The 1,171-nt window shown below is 43.0% G+C and carries 1 protein-coding gene; it reads right to left on the bottom strand.

Annotation, left to right across the window (positions count from 1 at the left end; translation table 11 throughout):
• Positions 1–495, bottom strand: a 495-nt coding sequence (locus BN4609_RS01220; RefSeq protein WP_164071542.1) for a hypothetical protein, incomplete at its 3' end; no start/stop codon positions are given.
• Between the last annotated feature and the right edge of the window lie 676 nt (positions 496–1,171).

The raw sequence follows: 1,171 nt of genomic DNA, 5'->3' as shown, positions 1-1,171 counted from the left end.
TATCACGCCGTTGATCATGTCGGTGAAGTGGGTCGTCTTTGAAACGACACACTCTTCCTTCTTGTCCACACGCACACGCTCCAACGCAACCCAATGCTTCTCGGCCGGGTCGTAGTAATAGGTACGGATGTCGTCCTCGGTATAGCCGCTTGGTATTCTCGTGCGGTCATACTTTATCTTGACAGTCGCGCCCTCGCCTGTGAAGTGCGTTCCGTGAGGGAGGAAACGGTAGCCATGTCCTCCTGCCGTGACGTTGGTCATGGCAAAGTCAAGCTCAGGAACGTTCTCCTCTCCGATGGAATTCACGGAAAGGCTTCTGTTCCGAATGAGGTCTTTCTGAAGAACGACCAGTTTGCTACCTCCTACGGAGATACTGTCAGAGACACCCTTCTTGAAGAGTTTTCTCACGGCTGTCCCGTCCTTTGCCGAAAGGGACAGTGTGGCGGCAAGCAGTAAAACCAATGCCCACGCCACCTTCTGTATATAATTCTTCATGCGTATCTTCCTTTAAGTTACTTTACTGAGCGAAGCCTAACAGTAACAAAGAAGTAAACTTTCTCATGCGCTGTCAATTTGGAGTGTTTGAAAAATATAAAAACGTATGCCTCTGCCGCGCAGGGAGAGACCAGTGAGAGAGAACGGACTGTTACTACGGAGAAGAATTGTGATATAGGCTGCTCCGTAAAGTCCTATTGTCACGTGGCAGGCCAACAGGCTTTACCACCAAACTAATGCTGCAAATATACAAAAATAATCTTAATAAACAGATATAATCTTTAAGAAATTTGCTGGTTTGGTGTTTTTTTCTTATGATTTCGGTCGATTTTGCAGAAATCTTTTACATCTGTTGTATGTACAGGAGTTAGTTTGGCAAAAATACACAAATCGTCACGGCTTCACTTTCTTATATAAGAATGTAAATCATGGTTTGAAACTGTACCCACTCGGAGTACAAATGAAAACAATATATGCTTGTGTCGGAAAGGTATATATGAGCTGATGGTAGAGTCGTCATCAACAACAATGGCCCTGATTTGATAAACTCAGCAGGAATACTTGCTATTCATTTTTTTATGATGGGGTTATGTTTACAAATTTGAGATTTCATGTAAAAAACAGGGGTATCTTATTATGATAAAAACATCAAGATACCCCTATATATAATTAGGCG

It is taken from the genome of Leyella lascolaii (genome assembly GCF_900079775.1).
Lineage (GTDB): Bacteria > Bacteroidota > Bacteroidia > Bacteroidales > Bacteroidaceae > Prevotella > Prevotella lascolaii.
Note: the sequence above shows the minus strand (reverse complement) of the source record. Positions and strands in the feature narration are given on the sequence as shown.